Source organism: Pseudomonas sp. NPDC089422 (assembly GCF_044749405.1).
Lineage (GTDB): Bacteria > Pseudomonadota > Gammaproteobacteria > Pseudomonadales > Pseudomonadaceae > Aquipseudomonas.
In genome coordinates this window covers 54091-70150 of the sequence record NZ_JBIVHW010000014.1, presented here as the reverse complement: position 1 = coordinate 70150, position 16060 = coordinate 54091, and the positions used below count along the sequence as shown (strand labels likewise).

11 protein-coding genes and 1 pseudogene are annotated in these 16060 nt (G+C 57.4%); 8 read left to right on the top strand and 4 right to left on the bottom strand.

All coding sequences use genetic code 11. The features are described 5' to 3' along the window. Positions 1–60: 60 nt before the first annotated feature. Positions 61–426 (top strand): annotated as a pseudogene (locus ACIPZ8_RS23595) (transposase); the annotation flags it as partial. 323 nt (positions 427–749) lie between these two features. On the opposite strand, the gene ACIPZ8_RS23590 reads toward ACIPZ8_RS23595, so the two are convergent. After that, positions 750–2681, bottom strand: a complete 1932-nt coding sequence (locus ACIPZ8_RS23590; protein WP_400728274.1) for a UvrD-helicase domain-containing protein — start codon at positions 2679–2681, stop codon at positions 750–752. Then, positions 2678–5071: an AAA family ATPase gene (locus ACIPZ8_RS23585; protein WP_400728271.1), complete on the bottom strand. Its 2394-nt coding sequence runs from the start codon at positions 5069–5071 to the stop codon at positions 2678–2680. Before ACIPZ8_RS23585 ends, ACIPZ8_RS23590 begins: the two co-directional genes overlap by 4 nt. Before the next feature lie 303 nt (positions 5072–5374). Between ACIPZ8_RS23585 and tnpA the strand changes: the two genes are divergently transcribed. The 6 genes from tnpA (at position 5375) to ACIPZ8_RS23555 (ending at position 9630) form a co-directional block, all read left to right on the top strand. Beyond that, complete coding sequence (gene tnpA, locus ACIPZ8_RS23580) at positions 5375–5695, top strand: IS66-like element accessory protein TnpA (protein WP_400728269.1); 321 nt, start codon at positions 5375–5377, stop codon at positions 5693–5695. Further along, positions 5692–6027: an IS66 family insertion sequence element accessory protein TnpB gene (tnpB, locus tag ACIPZ8_RS23575; RefSeq protein ID WP_400728266.1), complete on the top strand. Its 336-nt coding sequence runs from the start codon at positions 5692–5694 to the stop codon at positions 6025–6027. Before tnpA ends, tnpB begins: the two co-directional genes overlap by 4 nt. A gap of 63 nt (positions 6028–6090) precedes the next feature. Continuing rightward, the gene (gene tnpC, locus ACIPZ8_RS23570; protein ID WP_400728263.1) at positions 6091–7638 is read left to right on the top strand and encodes an IS66 family transposase; all 1548 of its coding nucleotides are present in this window, start codon (positions 6091–6093) and stop codon (positions 7636–7638) included. 113 nt (positions 7639–7751) lie between these two features. Further along, the gene (locus tag ACIPZ8_RS23565) at positions 7752–8282 is read left to right on the top strand and encodes a DMT family transporter (protein WP_391137254.1); all 531 of its coding nucleotides are present in this window, start codon (positions 7752–7754) and stop codon (positions 8280–8282) included. Positions 8283–8425: 143 nt separating this feature from the next. Next, complete coding sequence (locus tag ACIPZ8_RS23560; RefSeq protein WP_400728260.1) at positions 8426–9145, top strand: hypothetical protein; 720 nt, start codon at positions 8426–8428, stop codon at positions 9143–9145. A 62-nt stretch (positions 9146–9207) separates the two neighbouring features. Beyond that, on the top strand, positions 9208–9630 hold the full coding sequence (locus ACIPZ8_RS23555) for a VOC family protein (RefSeq protein WP_400728258.1): 423 nt from the start codon (positions 9208–9210) through the stop codon (positions 9628–9630). 7 nt (positions 9631–9637) lie between these two features. Here the strand turns inward: ACIPZ8_RS23555 and ACIPZ8_RS23550 are convergent, their stop codons facing one another. After that, positions 9638–10543: a LysR substrate-binding domain-containing protein gene (locus ACIPZ8_RS23550; protein WP_391137303.1), complete on the bottom strand. Its 906-nt coding sequence runs from the start codon at positions 10541–10543 to the stop codon at positions 9638–9640. Positions 10544–10757: 214 nt separating this feature from the next. Between ACIPZ8_RS23550 and ACIPZ8_RS23545 the strand changes: the two genes are divergently transcribed. Continuing rightward, entirely contained in the window at positions 10758–11282 is a 525-nt protein-coding gene (locus ACIPZ8_RS23545) for a hypothetical protein (RefSeq protein ID WP_400728255.1), read from the top strand. Positions 11283–12024: 742 nt separating this feature from the next. Here the strand turns inward: ACIPZ8_RS23545 and ACIPZ8_RS23540 are convergent. After that, entirely contained in the window at positions 12025–16059 is a 4035-nt protein-coding gene (locus tag ACIPZ8_RS23540) for a hypothetical protein (protein WP_400728253.1), read from the bottom strand. Position 16060 lies beyond the last annotated feature (1 nt).

The following is a 16060-nucleotide window of genomic DNA, read 5'->3' as shown; positions in this document are numbered from 1 at the left end:
GTTTTTGCTCCTGACGGACACTTCCAGCTTGTAGGAAAGTAGACGCCGTGCCCCCGACCTGACAAAAGTATCCCGACTCAAGGTTTGCTGGTCCACGTAATGATGGCCAAGTTTGCCGATTACTTGCAGCTGTACCGGCAGGAGAAAAATTTTGGCCGCATCGAGCTGGCAATCGCTTGCTCGACCATAGCCCAGTGTGTTGGGCAAACCGACGTGCAACTCCGGCCGCTGGTCGATGCGCTGAGTGAACCTGTGCTGAAGCAGGGCGTGATTCATGCTCATGAAACGCCCGTGCAAATGCTTGCGCCGGGCGAAAAGAAAACCCATCGGGCCTACGTCTGGTCCTACAGCACTACGTCGATCTCGACGCTCGACTTTAGCCCAAGTCGCGCTGGCGAACACGCCCGCAACTTCTTGGGCGACTGGACCCCACTTCATATGTCTGATAAGCGAACGTTATCCGACCTTGGGAGTGCGGTTGGCGGCAGATACGCTGGCTCACGCCATCACTGTGGGAGCCGAAGCCGCTTACTGACCCCTTGGCGGCGTGGGCATTGAAATGGATCAGTACCGCCCGGCTATCTGCCAATCCTGGAGAGCAGGTCCCGACCCTGCTGCTGGTAGCCGAAGGCAGCAATCGGCCAATTGCAGTCGCTCTCACCCTCAGAGATACCACCCGGTTGCTATCACTTCCACCTCGGGAGCCTGCCGCTCTGCTCTTGATTCAAATAGGTCAGGCACTAGTTCGTTTATGGCCACCCATCTAAGACTTCCTGTGTAAAGACTGCGCTTCGCGGCAAGATCCCGCTCGCAATGACGTTTTCCAGGGTGGTCGCCGGATCAGCGACAAAGAACGTTAGTACCAGACCCCGCTGGGCGCGAGTGCAGCAGACGTAAAGTAGACGCAGCGTTCGGCTCCAAGTGTTTTCATCACCGTCCATTGCTCGTGCACGATCTGCAGCACGGGCCTCAGCACTCGCGAAGACACGCTCGTAGTTGTACGTTCGGTAGTCGCTTTCCTCCTCGTCCATTACCACCATTACTCGTTCGAACTGCGCTCCCTTCACACCGTGCTGTGTAGCATAGGGAGAGCCTTCTGAGACATAGCGCTCGTAGGGCCAAAGCTCTTGTGCAGAGCACTTGAAGAACTTGGCCATTGCCGCGTCCGTGGAGAGTCCTTCGGCCGGAACTGCATCAGTAATTTCGGGCTCCTGAGCAGCGTCAGCTACATCCCTGACAAATCCAAGAACACGCGTATAGCGATCGTCGAACTGGAAAAGACCTGTGTCACTGAGATGGAGTGCTATTTCACCAATGGTGGTCCTTGTCTCGTCCAGCATAGCGACAAGTCTCGACATAGCAGCGTGCAGTTCTCGCAACACAGCCGCGGCACGTTGGCCGGCAAGGGCCTCTGGTGCCAGGCGCGGGCTGAACTTCCGGAGCAGGTTCATCGCCGCGAACTCGTTACCGGCCTTCACTGCGGCAACGATCGGTAGCGCAAAGCTTAGGAAGGGTCGAACGGGCCAGCCGGTGCCATCCTGCATCCCCTGTTTCATGCCCTCCGATGTCCTATCGTTCAGCGCAGAGTAGATGCCGCCGAAGCCGAGCCGGTTTGCGGCCATGCGGTGCACTATGACAAGAATCTTGAGCGCGACGTCTGGAGTCGTCCAACCCTCGTCGTTGTTCGTCGCCGCGCTCCACGCCCGGACGCTTGCCAGGGCCTCAATCCGGTTAAGCGTATTCGGCAGTACGAACATCCGGGCTGAGCCCTCCACCGGCTTGAGATCTCCCTCAACCTTTTCGTGCAGCCCTCGGACTTGCTCCATGCCGTCGCCCTGCGCGCGCACGGCGTTGGCGACATCAAGGATCTGTTTGGCACAGCGAAAATTCTCTGGCTTCGTGATGGCCCGCCAGTGGTCCTCGAGCGGGATGTCCCCCGCCCCTCTCATGAAGATCGCCTGCATCGGGTCGCCAAAAAATCCGAGACAGAACTTGCGCCGCATCTGCGCTTCCACCTCCTTGAAGGACTTTACCACGCTCGGGAACGTGTCCTGACTCTCGTCGATGAAGACAAACGGGAAGTTCAGCGCTACGACCCGTCGGAACAGCGGGCGATTTTGCAGCAGGAAGTCGGCGAGCTGAAGGATGTCCTCGTGGCCGAGGATGCCCTTCGCGTAGTCACTACCCGCGCCGTAGTTGAAAGTCTTGATACCAGCAATAACCTCCAGGTTTCGGACATAACGCTCCTGGTCAGCCTTGTTCCTGTCGCGTGTAGTCTGCCGAACACGCGAGCTGTAGTTCTTGAAATCTTTTTCCAGCTCAGAGATACGCCTGCGGACATCGTTCTGTAGCCAAACCTTAATGTCCGCCTGAAACGTCTTGGTGATAGACCAGTAGAAGCTGTGGATGGTCGAGACATGGACCAGCGGGTCGTCGTTAACATCCGCCAAAATTTCTTTGGCGGCGAGGTCGGTATATGTGATGCAGGCAACCTTTTGCTTTTTTGCACGCATGCTAGCGCCGTGCTCTGAGATCACCCAGTCCAGCGCCTTGATGAGGGAGGTGGTCTTGCCGGAACCTGCGCCGGCGCGGACCACGAATGGCTGCGGGGGTATCGCAGCAATACACCCGTGGATCTCGCGGTCGGCGTCGGTGTCTGGGCTATCAATTCGCCTGCTCATGCCGTATGCCCCGCGTCTGCAATGACGGCGACAAAACCGGCTACAGTCGGCTCAATTGTCGCGACCTCGGTGGTAATAGCCGCGTCCGCCTCAATCTCGTGGGCCACTTTGGCTTCGAGCCAGGCTAAGCCCTCGGCGATGTACGTCGGGACCTTCCAGCAGTTGAGCGGCCCGCTTGCGAGGACCTCTAGCGCGAAGCGAGTCTTGTCGAAGTTCTTGCCGATCACCCTGGCGTGTAATTTCTCAGCCAGTTCCTCTGGGCTGCTTGGTGCGCGCTTCAGCTTGAGTCCGACCCCCCGGTTAGCCTCAGCCTGACACCAGTCAGAGTTCTCAAGACCGAAGGCCTCCTCAAGCGTGCGGCCGCAGAGCTGGGAGGTAGTGGCACCCACCGTCACCATAACCTTGGTTTGATAGGCCACCCGAACCTCAGCGCTGGCCCCCTCGGCAAGCGATAGCGTCTTTTGCTCCGCCGTGACTTCCCAGAGTTCGGCCACCGACCGCTTCTTAGGGATCCAGCTGATAAGGGTTTGGTTGGATGTGACGGCACCTTCCACGTGAGCATGGCAGGTGCTGCCACGCTTCTTGGACTTCTTCTTGCCGCCCGGTGCTGCCTCGTCGTCGTCTTCGAGCTCGAAGGGCTTGAGGTCGTCGTCCTCGTTATCTTCGTCGACAGTGCCGCCAGCTCCTGCGTCTTGCGCGGCGGCAGTTTCATCACCCGTCTTAACCGTTACGCTGTCCAGATCCGTGATGACGAGCGTAGTGAGTCCAACGAAGGCGATCAATTCTTGGAACCTATGCGCGAACGCGCCACCGACTTCAAGGATGGTCAGGGCGGAGGAACGCAGGCGCTTGGCCGCCGACTCAATCATGGCTGGCAAAAGCAGGCGCTCGACATTGCCCTCCACCAAGATGACCGCATCGGAAAAGAAGAGATCGCAGTGTGTGAGTTTGAGATACCGCTGCAAGAATTCACGCGCTGGAGCGTCGGCCTGGCCCGTCTTGAAGAGCGAAAGATTCATTACTTCGGTGTTATGGGCCAGCTGATCGCTAACACGGCGGAAGTACCTAATGGGTGAGAATCCGCGCTCATAGAGGATGTGTGGGGAGTGCGTGGTGACAACGAGCTGCGTGTGGAAAAACGTGGCGTGATCGTTGGCGTCCTCAAGGAGGCGCAAAACGTTTCTGATGAAAACCTGCTGGATCTGCGCGTGCAAATGCGCCTCAGGCTCTTCAATGAAAATCAGATGCAGTGGCGCCCGTTTGTCTTCTTCGGCTTTCCACTGCTCGTGCAGGTCGAGGAGTTCAACCACCATATAGACTAGGTTCTTGAACCCCAAACCGTTATAGCTGTCGGGCAGTTGCGCGGTGACCGCACCAGGAACCACGTAGTGAACCTTGGCATCCTGTCCCAGGACGGTGGTCGGATCCAAGGCCGCTCGAATCACGATCTCGGGGTTGTTGACGCCTGGATAGCCGAGTTTGGCGAGGCGCTTTAGGGTGTCGCTGAAGACTTCCTCCAGGTGGAAGTTCAGTTCTTTCTCCGAGGTATCGAGCGCTTTGAGCGCTGCGTGGTCGTCGCCACGCTTCTCCAGATTACGGTGATAGAAACGGCTCAGACGTCGCGACAAGCTCTCGGCGCGGTCGGAGCTGCCCGCGTCCGGGTCATCGAGGTGTCGCTGCGCACGCAGGAAGTCCACCCTCACCAGAGACTTGAGAATGGCGGCGCCACCCGGCTCGTTGCCTAGGGGGAGCGGCTCATAATCTGCCTCCTTTGGCTGATAGCCGACAAATGCACGCTCATCGAGTACGTAGTAACGGAACGTATACTCCTTGCTCAACTCCTTGGAGAGGTACTTCGTCAGGCTTTCCGGCCAGGGCTTGTACTCGTCGGGATCCGCCGCCACCGCAGCCTCATTCTCCGCGGCTGCACTGCGCCTGGCCATCAGTGCGGTCGCAGCGTTGTTGGCCTTTTCATGTAGCTCATGAAACTTCCGGACGAGCGCATGGGCGTCCCGAGGCTCGAACGCCACCCGCATGCCGACGCACTTGCCGTCCCACTCCGTGCTCGGAAGAAGCGACATTGCAGTGGCGAGGTCGTCCTCACCGACGCGGAACCAGAGATCTAAAAGAATGGACGGCAACTGCTTGAGCGCGTCCTCATCGCCTGGAGGCGTCCTGCCGATGGCGTCGATCTCGGCCCACAGCGCCGCGCTGAAATCGAAGAGTTCGAATTTCTTCGCTTCGCCACGGAGCATCGAGTACAAGCCTTGCACAGCAGACGTCTTTCCGCTGTTGTTGGCGCCAACGAAGATGGAAATCTCGTCGTCAAGCTCAATGACGACGTCGCGCAGTCGGCGATAGTTCTGCAGCCGATATGCCTGTAGCTTCATGATCACCTCTTCCTAAGTGTTGCCGGGGCAACTTGGTGCTAAGCACGCAGGCCGGCTGCTTTCCTTTGAACGCTCGCGCTTTTTCCCGCTTGCTGAATCTAACAGCATCCATGTGGGATGCTGAGATGAGACTTTTATAGCGCACGCCATGCGGACTAACCACGCTAGACCGCCAGTCAGCACATCCACGCCGAAGTAACGACGTAAGCGTCCGGCGAACTCACCTTCCGAACTCCAGAATTAAGGGTGATGGTGTCCGCGTATTTTTTAGCGGACGCGATCACCCTTATCACCAGGATTTCCATGCGCCAACGAACCTCTTATCCAAAACCATTCAAAGCCCAAGTCGTTCAGGAATGCCTGCAACCTGGCGCAACGGTGTCCAGTGTCGCCATCAGCCACGGCATCAATGCCAACGTCATCCGCAAATGGCTGCCGCACTATCGAGACCATACCGCAACACCTTCACTGCCGGCATTTGTCCCGCTGAACGCCGCACCTAAACGGCTCGCCGAATCGTCAGTGACAATTGAATTGCGTACGGCTGGGCAATTGATCACGGTGAAGTGGCCAGCCTCTGATCCCGAGGGCTGCGCGCAATTCATTCGGGCTGTCGCTCAATGATCCGCATCGATGCCATCTGGCTGGCCACCGAGCCGATGGACATGCGCGCCGGTACCGAAACCGCCTTGGCGCGAGTGATATCGGTGTTCGGTGCGGCGAAACCGCACTGCGCTTATCTATTCGCCAATCGCCGGGCCAACCGGATGAAAGTGCTGGTGCACGATGGCGTCGGCGTTTGGCTTGCAGCGCGTCGACTGAACCAGGGCAAGTTCCACTGGCCCGGCATTCGCCATGGCGGCGAGGTCGAACTCGATAACGACCAACTTCAGGCGTTGGTACTGGGCCTGCCGTGGCAGCGAGTTGGCACCGGAGGTGTAATTACTGTGCTGTAAACGCCGGCCCTTTGGCCGGTCTACTTGTCGTCGTCCTGCTTCTGCTCTGGGACAATCGGCGGCATGACTTTCTCGCCCAACCTCGACCAGATGACCCCGGAACTGCTTCGTGCCTTAGCGGCACAGGCGTTGCAGTTGCAGTCCCAGGTCGAGGCGATGAGCAGGAAGATCCAGAACGATCAAACCGTCATTGAGCAGCTCACTTACGAAATTGCCCTTCTCAAACGGCACAAGTTTGCCAAGCGCAGCGAGCAGATCAGCCCGGCGCAAAGTAGCTTGCTGGATGACCTGCTCGACATAGACATTGAAGCTATCGAGGCCGAGCTACAACAGCTCCTTCCAGTTCCGCCACAAGCCGAGCCACGGCAATCCCCGAAACGTTTGCCATTGCCGCCGCAGTTCCCGCGCACGGTGATTCGCCACGAGCCTGAAAATACCCAGTGCGCTTGTGGCTGCCAGCTTCAACGCATCGGCGAAGACGTCAGCGAGAAGCTGGATTACACGCCGGGCGTGTTTACCGTCGAGCAACATGTACGTGGCAAATGGGCCTGTCGCCAATGCGAAACCTTGATCCAGGCACCGGTGCCAGCCCAGGTCATCGACAAAGGTATCCCGACCGCAGGCCTGCTGGCCCACGTGATGGTGGCCAAGTTTGCCGATCACTTACCGCTATACCGGCAGGAGAAAATCTTTGGTCGCGCCGGACTGGCAATTGCTCGTTCGACCTTGGCCCAGTGGGTCGGACAAACCGGCGTACAGCTCCAGCCGTTAGTCGATGCTCTGCGTGAAGCGGTGCTGAACCAGGGCGTGATCCACGCTGACGAAACACCGGTGCAGATGCTTGCGCCAGGCGAGAAGAAAACCCACCGGGCCTACGTCTGGGCCTACAGCACGACGCCGTTTTCGGCGCTCAACGCGGTGGTTTACGACTTCAGCCCAAGCCGTGCTGGCGAACATGCGCGCAACTTCCTGGGCTACTGGAACGGCAAGCTGGTCTGCGACGACTTCGCTGGCTACAAAGCTGGTTTTGAACAAGGCATCACTGAAATCGGCTGTATGGCCCACGCCCGTCGCAAGTTCTTTGATCTGCACGTGGCGAACAAAAGTCAGCTGGCTGAACAGGCACTGCATTCGATCAGCGGCTTGTACGAGGTCGAGCGCCAAGCGCGGGATATGAGCGATGAAGACCGCTGGCGAATACGCCAGGAAATGGCGGTGCCGATAATCAAAACACTGCATGACTGGATGTTGGCTCAGCGCGACTTGGTGCCCAACGGGTCAGCTACGGCCAAAGCCCTCGATTACAGCCTGAAACGCTGGGTAGCGCTGACGCGCTACTTGGACGATGGGGCAGTGCCCATCGACAACAACCAGGTTGAGAACCAGATACGGCCATGGGCACTCGGACGCTCGAACTGGTTGTTTGCCGGGTCGCTACGCAGTGACAAGCGGGCGGCTGCAATCATGAGCCTGATCCAATCGGCGCGTATGAATGGGCATGACCCGTATGCCTATCTCAAGGATGTGCTGACGCGGCTGCCGACGCAGCGAGCAACAGCAATATCACAGCTTCTTCCGCATAAATGGATTTGCTTGACCAAGGACGGATAACTCCAGAAATCATTCGCTAGGCGAATGTGCGACGTGCGAACTATCGATTTCCATTCATAGACCATATACATCAACATCGATCTCATCCAAACCGAGACACGAGAGGTGCGGTTATGTTTGGGAAGATTTCGATACTCGCATTGGCTCCGATGGGGTTGGCATTACTCGCCGGAGCACTGATTCCGCTCCAAGCCTCAAGCAATGGCGCACTGGGCCGCGAGTTAGGTCATCCACTCTGGGCGGCGCTTACTTCGCTGATCGTCAGCTCAGCGGTGCTGATAGCGACCATCGCTGTACTTCGCATACCTCAGCCGAGTATCGCAGAAGCTTTACGAGGCCCTTGGTGGCTGTGGATTGGCGGATTCAGCGGCGCGGTGTATGTCGCGATGGCCACCTTCCTGCCACCTAAGCTGGGTGCTTCGAACTACATCTTATTCGTCATGGTGGGCCAGGTGATTGCCGCCATGCTCATCGACCACTTCGGTCTCCTGGGCCTAGCAGTGAAGCCCATCAACGTCATTCGGTTGGTCGGGGTACTCATCGTTCTGTTTGGCCTGATTGTGGTTCAGATAGGCTCAAACAGAGCGCCTGCGTCGGTGCTGACCAACACAGCATCGCACCCCGTGACCGCAGCCCTCAAGTAAACAGATACTCCCTTTCGGCTGGTTGTCGCTCCCTTGTGGCCAGCCTTTTTTATTCAGGTCGATGCGGTTCGCCGAATCGTCCACCGCACGGTGCGTTTGAACAATGGTTCAGCACCCTATTTCCGTAAAACTGGAGAAGCGCTATGAACATCGTAAAATTGCAATTCAGCGATGGCCGTCCAAATGCTGTAGGCCTGGAAGACGTAAATGCTGTACTCCGAACCGTAGGTGTTCGTGCCAGCACTGTCGATATCCCTGACGCTGCCAAGCCAATCCTGAAGGCATCACAGTCGCGGACTGTAACCGAAGCCGAGCAAGCAGAACTGATCAAGCTCTTCAGCCTGAACCGCGCAGAGCTTCTGGAACAGATTGAACTGGCTGGCCGAGTACCTGAAACGCCACGGGGCGGCCTGCTCAGCACCCGCCAACCCAATGTCGCTCCTTACCCAAAGGTTTACGACATGTTGGCCATCCCTGACGATTACCGCGCCACAGTGCTGGAAACTTTCGGTCGCTTCCACGTGAACATGGCTCAAAACGGCGTAGGTATCGATGAGGTGATGACAGTCGTTTCGGGTGGGCCGTTCACCTGGATGTTCGCGCTCCCGGACAGTGTCGTAGTACGGCTCACAGTAGGCCCGGCGAGTGAGGAAACAGCGATCCGCTTGAGTTATCCAGGCATGGGCATCCACGCCGGTTACATGGATGCCAAGCAAGGGCTGGTCGTGGCGTATGCTCATGGCCCCGAGGAGTTCGACATCCACTACGACGAGCCAACAGCTCCCAACGCGCAACTGTTGAACACCAATCCCTGGGTGGATTTCTCCGGCGACATGCCCACCCTGTTCGACAAGATCAACTAATCACGTTGTACCCGCCCTCTCACCGAAGGTACGGGGGCGCTTTCTGCCTGAGGAGCAACCCAGTGTCTATTTTCAAAGTTCAACACATCGACCACGTTGTTCTGCGCGTTGAAGACATGGAGCGAAGTCTAGAATTCTACATAGAGGTATTGGGATGCTCTATCAAGAAGCGAAATGAGGAATACGAGATGATCCATCTCGCGGCGGGGAATTCGATGATTGATCTGGTAGATATCCATGGCCCACTCGGTGCGATGGGCGGCGGTGCGCCAGGGAAGGAGCGTCGCAACGTCGATCATTTCTGTCTTCGCGTCGAGCCCTTTGATGAGGATGCGATCCTTACTCACTTGGAGGGACACGGCATCGCTGCCGATAACGCGGTAACTCGCTATGGAGCACAAGGTGTCGGCCCCTCGATCTACTGCGTCGATCCGGACGGGAATCAAATTGAGCTTAAAGGCCCGGCACAACCAGGAACAGCATGAGCCATAGTCAGGTGCTCTGACTGCAATCCAGGATCGCTTTTCGAAGCCATTGATTCGCGGGATCTGCCTCTTTACGCACGTGCCAGGCTTGCTGATATGACAGGACGGGGAGATCCAGAGGAGCCTCGAATGTTCGTAGTGTCGGATATCTGTCGAGCCCGCTCACAGCCCAACTCGCTACCGTCAAAATGAGATCTGTACCTGCTATCAGTTCGATTGCAGCGCTCCAGTGAGGAAGCGCAACGGCGATTCTTCGCCGGACACCCAGGTTGGCAAGAACTCTTTCGATCTCGTCATTAGCGTCAGGACGCAGGGCTAGCATCACATGAGGACGGTTTAGCCATTCCTCGAATGTGAGTTGTCCGCATTCTGGGAGCGCGCTTTTATCGGCGAGACTCACAAAGCGTTCTGGAAACAACTCTTGCACCTGGATGCCTTCGGGATACTCCGGAAAAATACCGAGGGCTACATCGAGTTCACCATCAGCCAGCTGCGCCATCATAGTCTCACGGCTCGCCTGGCTGACGGCCAGATCCACTCCCGGCGCTACGCTTCGGACATGACGCACCAAGCTTGGAAGTACACGTCGCGTGGCATAGTCCGACAGAGACAGCCGGAACCTCGCTTGCGATTTCCCTGGATCGAATTCTGAAGCTCCTAAGAGATCGTTGAGGTGCCTCAGGGCCTGCTCAAGCGGGGCCAACAAGCTTTGCGCTCTAGCGGTCAGTACCAACTGGCCATCGCGACGAATCAGCAGCTGGTCGTCGAAATGCGCCCGGAGCTGGGCCAGCGCATGACTGACGGCTGGCTGGCTCTTGTGCAGCCGAACCGACGCACGAGTCACATGTCGCTCCAGCAACAGGGCATGGAGGGTCAGTAGCAGATTGAGGTCGATTCTACGTAGCTCTTCCAGCATTTGGCTCGAATCTTTGCGTTGGGTCAAAGGAGCCTATCAAACGGTAGCGAACGATGACAGATCGTTGCTTCGTAGCTGGATAAAGCTTCCGCGTCGATGGGGTACCCCATTTTGCGTTGCTGCTAGCAGTACGCAATTTCTGCCTGGTTTGGTAGGTGTCTTTACCGGACGGTTACCGCTAAAGGACCACCGTCAACTGACAGTGCGTTCCGTGATTGATGTTCATCTGTGGGATCGCGCCGGTTGGTTGGGGACCGCCTACGGCACGTTCAGCCACAACGCTCCACCCTTCATGGCACTCTTGTTCAAAGATCGCAGCAGTGCAATCAAGATTTTTGAGCGCTGGCGCGATCGCTTCGGAGCGGTCGATAAAAACGAAGCCCTTCATATCAGCATTATCCGACAGCTGTGCAATCAGCCAGCAACCCACTATGGGTTGGTCATTACATCAAAGCTCAGCGAAAGCGTGACGGACTCCCAGTATGAAAGCCTCGCATCACGCTCGATGACGATGACCCCTGAGACCGATATCAACCTTTGCAGATTTCTTGACGATCACCAGCGGGCAGGTTGTTACCTGTTGGTCCCGGCAGTGATGGAGCCTAAGCGGCCCCCAGAAATCATCAAGGATGTTTACCTCCTTAAAAGGAACTTGCATGTGAAGACAGCCGCCGAGGTTGCTCCCCATGACATGGAGCATCTGTTCCTGGTGTCCCGAGGGTATGCGACTACATAGGCGCATCCCTGCAGGTGTTGCCGCTGACGGACTTGATAAACCCAGTTCGACCTGAGATTACGCGAAGACGGGTACTGTCTGTGCATAGCGGTGGGCGAAATCAAACGGTGCATCTACATGACTGATGCTTGACAGTTATCCCCTCTCCTAAGCCTGTGGGGAGAGTTGCACTCCCCATGACTACCCGTTTGCGTTGCCACTGACCATTCATTTGCATTCGACCTGACCAGTTGTTTGCATCGGACTTAACCAGCGCTCGGGGTGAGCCTTGACTGGCAGAAATCGACCCATAACTGCCTTCCCGGTGGACAGCAATCGGGCAGAAGCAGCCGGTCATCACTTAGTTTTGGTTGGCCGATTAAGGCTGTAACCGTCATGGATATTTCTGTGCTGCCCGACACGATTATCACCAGAGGTCATTCAGCGCGTCGTAGGTTGATTGACCACTTGGCAGCGGTTATGCACCTGGCGGGACGAGAGCGATATGACCGCTTTTACGACACTTAAATCCGATGCGGTTCGAGAGCTGACGCCGGCGAAGTCAACTTACTTTGTTATCCAGTCGTGCCAGCAAATGGTGCGCCGGATAGCGGGTGCCTGAAGCGCTGATTTGAACGTGACGCGACTTGGTCAGGCCGTCGAACGGCGAATCCATAACGAGTACTGAATCCGCCGCCGGTTCCACGCCCTCATAAACGGCTACTGCTCCCAAGAATGGCGGCCTCCCCTCGCCTGAATTGGCCTACGATTGAGTGCTCGAAGCAGGCTGATAGACGTCAACACGCTTGTGAATATGCTGGTGGTCGGCGTAGTACTCGTGCAGGTTGTGCGCCTCGGCCGACCGGTGATGAAAGCCACGCTCTCCCCACATGAGCCACACCAGCGCCTTGCCGGACTGCGTCAAGTAGCTGTCAAGAAGGTCACGACGCAGATAGCTGAAAGAACCACTGACCTGCGAGCCATACTCACCGACTTCGCGGTACAGGGACGCCACGCCTGAAGCATCGTGCAAGTCCCATTTGTTGGCGCGATACCTGAGACTCAGAGCCTCACAGAGCAGTTTAGAAGGCACGCTTGCACCGTTGTTCTGGTTCATCACGCTGTGGTAGCTCTCCCAGCTGTACTTCTGCACTGGGATGTCGACCGCTACGCCATTTTCTGACCACCGATCAGCGGACACCATGTATTCGGCGCGATCGCCCTCCTGCTCATTAGCGTTAGGCAAACCCGGAATCGAGGAGAAAGGCATCTCACCCGCATAGGTGTAGTAGTAGCCTGGCTCCTCCGGAATAGCATCATTGCCGGGATACTCGAGACCGGTGAACAACGTGCACAGACGGTCGACTTCTCCGCTGTCCACGAATACACCGCGGAGGAAGCTGAAGACCTGTCGGTCATCAGCGGGAGCGTTTTGTTCGAGGAATCCGTCAAGTACGACCCACGGCCCGGTCACGCCATCAATCTCTGCGATCTCCAAGATGCCACAGTAGTCTGGTTGCGGCCCTCTCACCATCCAGTCACCAGCATCCGTCGGCTGACCACTGAACAAGTCTGGGAGCGGCAGGTCGATGCTCGCGGCCTCGAGCGGGAACGTCGGGTCGATGTCCGCATCTGAGGGGCGAGCGCCGCGTTCCTCGGCAATGAGGCCCTGCGCGTACCGTACCCCCCACATCTCGAAGTAAGCGATCCAGCCGTACTTCTTCCCGTACCTGTCGACCTTGTGCTTGTCATTACCCATACGAGGGCCGGAGTTCATTTGCTGGTCAACAGCTTCGAACTGCTCAGGGTCATAGCCAAGTACCAGCATTCGCGAAACGAGTGCTGGCAGCACCTTCTGGTACTCTGGATTGCGGTCGTCGTAGTTCGACCGACGTGGAATCAGTCTCCCGATCGTATAGTTGCCGAAGTCCATTCGAATCGCCCCGCGCTTCGCGCGTTCGACCACCTCCGGAGCGTACTGCGGCATATTCGCAAACGGATTGGGTAGATGACTAAACGGTGGGAGGAGATGATCTACCTCGTCCTCAGACATGCAAGCTGGATCCACCATCCTTGCGATGGCGATGATTCCCAAACAGTACTGCTGGAAGAGAGCATGCCAAGAAGGATGCGTCGCGCTAGGCGCGAACATCGCTCGATAGATCTCACGCGCGAGGCTAGGCAGTGCCTCACGCATCTCCACAGCATTGATATCTGACCACGCGGTCAACACTGCACCGTAGGCCGTGGCAAACATCCGCTCGGGGACGTATGGGTCTGAAACGGCAACTGACTCCACTGCCAGCCGAAAAAACTCCCTAGGCCGCTTGGCTGCGAATTCGTACAGGGTCTTGGTGGCCACGTCGCGCAGGCTTCTGGACGTCGACGTCAGCGTCCACATTACCCAGCGCGCTCGCCGGATCTCTCGCTCGTCTAGGTCCCCCGACTTCCACTTGGTCGACAGGAATTCGAAGTCGTCTTTAACGTCCTCAGATCTCTCGCGAACCCACTCCGACCAGGAAAGATCGCGCTGCGTATTCGGCATGGCCAACAGAACGCCGTGCAAGAAGTCCATGTCAAACGGATGCGCTCGCGCTGCCCTTGTACTTCGAAGCCTCGTGAAGGCGATCCGTGCAAACTGCTTCGACTCCTGCATCGCGCGCGCGAACCGTTCGACGGTCTCCCGCCCGATGTGCCTTGGGTCTGATTGCGCCGTCAACAATAGTGCGTTCATGACGAGGTTCTCGTCCGACAAGTCTTGCCAAAGCTGGCGCCTGTCAAGGCGTTGCGGATACAGGCCTACCAGAGCCTGGAACACGTCATAGGCGAAGGTATGCGAACCACGCTCACGGAATTGAAAGTGCGCGCGTCCTTCATCGCTTTGCAGCCACTGCGCCAAGGCAGGCCGGGCAAGCAGGTAGTGTGCCATCATATGTCCAGCCATCAGGTCGTACGAAAACGCGATTCCTTGTCCGCCTTCTCCAGAAGTCGTTCGAACAAGGACACCTTCGGACTCCAGTGCGCGAATGATGCTGACGTCCCACCGGCCCACGTCTTGAACTGCCGTCCGAGCAGCTTTGAACTCCACGCTTCTCGCGTTGCCCTCCCAGAGGAGACCCGCGATCGTCAGCAGCGCATCTTGGACTTCATCTTGATAGATGCGATGCGCCGTTGGTGAAAGCTCAGCAACCCGTTCGGCAACCTTGTTGAAGTGCGCTTTAAACAGGCTTGCAAGCGAACTGGGCAGCGCCTCCACTCCGACAACGTGCTGGCGGCGAGGGTTCGCCACCTCGCAGAAAACTCTCAGCGTCAACGGGTGCTGCAAGAACTCGATTGGCAGATCCGCGTCGGTGGCGTCGATCTTGTAGTACTCAAAGTACTTGTCGATGGCCGTCTGCGGATCTTCTTGGAACCCGTTGTGCTCAACTTGAGGAAACTCCTCCGGTAGGCACATCGGTGCGAACTCATTGCGTAGCGTGACAACCAGCATGGCGTACGGAAAGTCTTTCAGGAGCTCATCCGCCCGGAAGAGCTCATCCCTCCAGTTTCTCGGGTCTTCTGCTTCATTCAAACCGTCGATGACAATTGGGATGCGCTTGCCCGCGCGCTGCCCCGCCGCATCAACGGCCTCAACCAGCCGGTCGAAGCTCTCCGCTGGCCTGCCAGAAATCTTGAAGGCAGACACAAGATCGTCAAGCCCCTGGCCTGCATGAAGATTCTTGCCCAGCAGCAAGACACCACCGGTGAGGTCTCCGTCTGGCTGCGTCACCTTGACGGCAAGCTCGGATTTTCCTTCACCCGCAGCTGCAAGTACGGCTACGGCTCGAACGCCGATCGATCTCTCCAGACTGAGCAGCGCCGACGAAACTGCGTGGATATCCGCGACCAGATTTGCGGTTAACGGAGCCCCACCTGAACGAGCCCCACGCAGCGTCGAGAGAAGCCTGTCGTAGCGCACCGGTTGCGGCGGGTTCGCCGCCAGCAATTGCTGTACAGCGTCGAAGTCGCCCTTGCCGAGCGCTGCGTGCAGGTCATCTAGCAGGCCAGCCAATACGATGGCTCGAGCCAGGAGCGAGTCGACTTCGGCCTTGAGTTCGGCTTTGAGTTGCCCCGTGAGCGAAGCGATGTCCGTGCAATTCGTCTTGAGGGCACTTGAGAGTTTCTCCAGTGAGTCCCAGGCACCCTGGCCGCCCAGATTCCTGAGCACCTTTTGCTCTGCTCCTACGACAACATGAACTTCCTGTTGGTATCGGCGCTTGAATGGAGCAGCAGCGAGCCTATGCTGCTCAGCAAGCAATGCAGGCGTCAGAACGAGCTCGCCGAAGTAGGTTTCTCGAAGTAGTGCTCCCGGCCCCACTAGGAGGTCTTCGAGGTCCGTTGCCGTCAGCAGCTCCAACTTCAACTCGGGGAAGCGGTCTTTCTCAAGTGCGAAGAACCACTCTTGGTCCCCCTTTGTCAGCGTGTGGTGCGTCCAAAGCTTCCAATCGGTCACACCTGGGACATGCTTGCGCGTCTTCTCCATGCCCTCGATGATCTTTTGTTTGCGCGTGGCCCCCAAGTCTTGTCCGTTTGCCAGCTCATACCATTTGCATTGCCAGCCAATCCAGCGTGGTGGCGCTCCGAGATCACAAGATTCAGTCAGCTGAAGATGAAACTCTACGCCAGGCTGATTTGCGAGTTGCTTGAAGCGACCGTGGTGTCCGTAGTGTCGGCGCACCAGAGAGCGGCAAAGCTTCTCGAAGTTTTCGTCCGCGGCTCCAGGTAGCTCGCTGAATACATCCCAATTTGCTGCAGGCATC